The organism is Mesorhizobium sp. M4A.F.Ca.ET.022.05.2.1 (assembly GCF_003998845.1).
Taxonomy (GTDB): domain Bacteria; phylum Pseudomonadota; class Alphaproteobacteria; order Rhizobiales; family Rhizobiaceae; genus Mesorhizobium.
The window spans coordinates 1-3734 of record NZ_RZOJ01000507.1 but is presented as its reverse complement, the minus strand read 5'-3'; the positions used below and the strand labels follow the sequence as shown (position 1 = coordinate 3734).

General features: G+C 64.1%; 3 protein-coding genes. 2 read left to right on the top strand and 1 reads right to left on the bottom strand.

Annotated elements, in window-relative coordinates; genetic code table 11:
* Positions 1-21 precede the first annotated feature (21 nt).
* Both miaA and EN745_RS31580 read left to right on the top strand, forming a co-directional pair.
* Positions 22-963: a tRNA (adenosine(37)-N6)-dimethylallyltransferase MiaA gene (gene miaA, locus EN745_RS31585; protein ID WP_126059044.1), complete on the top strand. Its 942-nt coding sequence runs from the start codon at positions 22-24 to the stop codon at positions 961-963.
* Positions 964-1090: 127 nt separating this feature from the next.
* On the top strand, positions 1091-1882 hold the full coding sequence (locus EN745_RS31580; RefSeq protein WP_126053965.1) for a GGDEF domain-containing protein: 792 nt from the start codon (positions 1091-1093) through the stop codon (positions 1880-1882).
* A gap of 181 nt (positions 1883-2063) precedes the next feature.
* On the opposite strand, the gene EN745_RS31575 is transcribed toward EN745_RS31580, so the two are convergent.
* Positions 2064-3734 (bottom strand): ATP-binding protein (locus EN745_RS31575; protein WP_145992249.1); only part of this gene is annotated, 1671 nt, incomplete at its 5' end.

The window sequence follows — 3734 nt, the reverse complement described above, 5'->3', positions numbered from 1 at the left end:
GGATGGGACACAAGCGTGGCGATCAGCGGCATCGAGACTTCCGGGCAGGCGGGCGAGGGCCGCGTGAAGAACGCGATCCTGATAGCCGGGCCGACCGCCAGCGGCAAGTCGGCGCTTGCGCTGGAACTCGCCGAGCGCGAGGGCGGCGTCATCGTCAACACCGATTCGATGCAAGGCTATTCCGTGCTCGACGTGCTGACGGCGCGGCCGGGTGCCGCCGATCTCGCCCGCGCGCCGCATTTTCTCTACGGCCATGTCCATCCGTCGGTCGCCTACTCCACCGGCGCCTGGCTGCGCAACGTCACGAAGCTGATCGACGACGGCCTGCTCGCCGGACGGCCGGTGATTTTCGTCGGCGGCACCGGGCTCTATTTTCGTGCGCTGGCCGAAGGGATTTCGGACATGCCCGACATTCCGCCGGCGATCCGCGACCGCTGGCGGCACGAGCTCAAGGAGCAAGGCGCCGACCGGCTGCACCGCATCCTTATGCGCGAGGATTCGGCGGTCGGCATGCAGCTCAGGCCGACCGACGGCCAGCGGATCGTGCGGGCGCTGGAGGTGCTCGACGCCTCGGGCCGTTCCATAGCCGAATGGCAGGCGGCGCGCGGCCAGCCGCTGATCGACCGCGACAGCGCGCGCTTCCTGGTGATCGAGCCGGACCGCGCGGAGCTGGTCGGCCGGATCGAGGCGCGGTTCGACAGCATGCTCGACAAGGGCGCGCTGGAAGAGGTCAAGCAGCTTATGGCGCTCGGCCTCGATCCGGACCTGCCGGCGATGAAGGCGATCGGCGTCCGCGAATTGCAGGCGGCGATGGCAGGACAGATGGGCTTCGCCGAAGCGATCGAGCGCGCCAAGATCGCGACGCGGCAATATGCCAAGCGCCAGGCCACCTGGTTCCGCCATCAACTGGGCCCGGAGTGGCGGCGCCTCCATTCTGCCGGCGACGCGATGCCTGCGATTTGATCTCCGGCCACTAATGCAATCACAAAACTAAATCAAAAACCTGATATTCTCGCTCAGGTTGTCCGGGTTAACCGTCCGTAAGGCCCTGCATGGCATAAGGTCCTTGGGATGTTTCCACGGGCAGCAGATGCGTTTCCATAAGGCGGAATCCGCTTTTTTCGTCTTTATTTTCGTGATCCTGGCAGCCGGCCTGGTGACGCTGCACGCCTATGGTTTCCTGCAAGCCATCGCCACTGACATGGACGCGGCTTCCCGCATCGAAAAGATCAAGTATCTCAATAGACTGCTGTTCGCGACCGGCGTGCTGCTCGCAACCGCGCTGTTCTTCGGCGTGTTCTTCATCTACCCGCTGATCCGCAGGCAGGCGACGGAAGAAGGCAAGTTGCGCGCCATGACGGTCTCGCTCAGCGCGCGTTCGGAAACGCTGGAGCACGCGGCGCTGACCGACGGGCTGACCGGCATGCAGAACCGGCGCTATTTCGACGACGCACTGAAGGAGTATCTCGAGGAGTTTCGCCGCATCGAAAAGCCGGTCGGGCTGATGATCCTCGATCTCGACCATTTCAAGCAGGTCAACGACACGCATGGCCACGATGTCGGCGACGAGGTGCTGAGGGCAGTCGCCGGCTGCCTGAAGGGCATGACACGCTACCACGACGTGGTGGCGCGGCTCGGCGGCGAGGAGTTCGCCGTGGTGACACCGAACATGGACGCCGAACTGCTGGCCAAATTCGCCGAACGTATCCGCAAAGCGATCGCCAACATGTCGGTGCTGTCGGGCAATGTGCGTCTGAAGATCACCACCAGCGTCGGTCTTGCCGTCTGGGATCGCAAGGAAACGGCCGAGGACTTCTATCGCCGCGCCGACCGCCAGCTCTATGAGGCGAAGAGGCAGGGACGCAACCGCGTCTGCGCCTAAAATCCCATCATCAAATTCGTGATGCTGGCCGGCTGATGCCGTTTTTCTGCGCTTCCGGTGCTCACGGACTAAATGTCCGCTCCGCTCCGGTTCTCGAAAACGACACCATCCGACTCAGCCTGACGAATTTTCTGACGGAATTTACCCAGGCCCGCTCGGTGCTTTGGAATTTTCCCAGACATCAATCGTTCTGCGGGCGCATGCCGAAGGTTGCGGGCTTGAGGCCGTAGCGCGTGTCGAAGTCCTCGTCCGGCTGCATGCGCGGGGCGGCAGGCTTGCGGTAGTCCGGGTCGCCAGCCTGGCGGGCCGTATCGACGACCTCGGCGAAGGCCATCTGCTGCTGCGGCTTCGGCACGTTGCGCAGCCGCTCGACGATCGCGGCGAGATCGACGTCTTCGCCGGTTTCGGACGGTACCGCCTTTTCGCGCGTGCCCGTGCCGGGAATGAGCTCCTGCGCCAGTTTCTCGAACTTCAATCGCATGGTCGTCGCCACGCCCTCGCCGAAGGCGATGGCTTCACGCTGGCCCATAGAGGACAGGAAGGCCAGCGTCGAGGCCGAGGAATCGGCGATCGCCGAACGGATGATCGCCTGGTCCTGCTCATTGGCCAGCCGCATGGCGAAGAAGGTCGAGCACTGCGACAGGATGGTCGGGTCGAGCTCGCCCGGACGCTGGGTGACGACGCCGAGATAGCAGCCGTATTTGCGGCCCTCCTTGGCGATGCGCGACAGCGCGTGCCGGGTCGGCGCGAAGCCGAGGCGCGGATCGGCCGGCATGTAGCGATGGGCTTCCTCGCACAGCAGCAGCAGCCGCAGCCGGCCCTCGCTCCACAGAGCCAGGTCGAAAGCCAGGCGCGCCAGCACCGAGCAGACGGAATTGACCACTTCGGAGGGCATGCCGGCCATCTCGAAGCAGGTTACCGGACGGCCATGGTTCGGCACGCGGAAGATGTTGCCGATCGTCTCGTGGATCGTGTCCTCGATCAGGCGCGAGTTGAACATGAATCGGTAGCGGGGATCGGACGCCGCCGATTCGATGCGCGTCTTTAGAGATTTCAACGTCGGGCGGTCGTTCTTGCTTTCGAGCATGCCCATGCGCTCGTCGATCTGCTTGATGAGATCGGCGATGCGGTAGGGCACCGGCGTATCGGCCGTCAGCGCGTCGCTGCCGCGCCTCAGATAGGTGCCGGAACCCGGGTTGCGATAGAGGTTCTTGGCGGCGGGGATGAGATCGCGCAGCACATCGACTTCCTCGGGCTCCGTCTCGCGCCCGCGAAACAGCACCTCGGCGAACTCTTCCAGCCTGAACATCCAGAAAGGCAGGTCCAGCGTCTTGGAATCGACCCTGACGCAATATTCGGGCAACGAGGCGGCGAACTCGTTGTGCGGGTCGAGGATGAGGATGCGCAGATCCGGGCGGGCCTCGATCGATTTGCGCAAAAGCAGCGACACGGCGGTGGATTTGCCGACGCCGGTGGTGCCGACGATGGCAAAGTGGCGCGCCAGGACATCGTCGATGGCGATGTTGGCGTCGATCGCCTCGTCCTGTGACAGCGTGCCAATGGTGATCGAATGCCGGCCGGCGAGGTCGTAGACGGCCTGCAGGTCGCGGCTGCGGATGCGATGCGCAATGGCGCCGATATGTGGGTAGGTGGTGATGCCGCGATCGAAGACCGGCTTAGCGCCCGGCTCGGCGCCGTCACGCACTTCGCCGATCAACTCGATGCTGACCTCGATCGGGTTCTGGCCCTCATTGCTCCAGGCGCGGTCCGACTTGCCGATTTCATAGACGAGGCCGACGGTTCGCGTCGAGCCGAGGTTGATCGAGATCATCTTGCCGACGGTCCATAGACC

What these genes read in the sequence shown, in the direction of transcription:
- EN745_RS31580 (WP_126053965.1), top strand. Translation starts at nt 1,091, where the DNA reads ATGCGTTTCCATAAGGCGGAATCCGCTTTTTTCGTCTTTATTTTCGTG.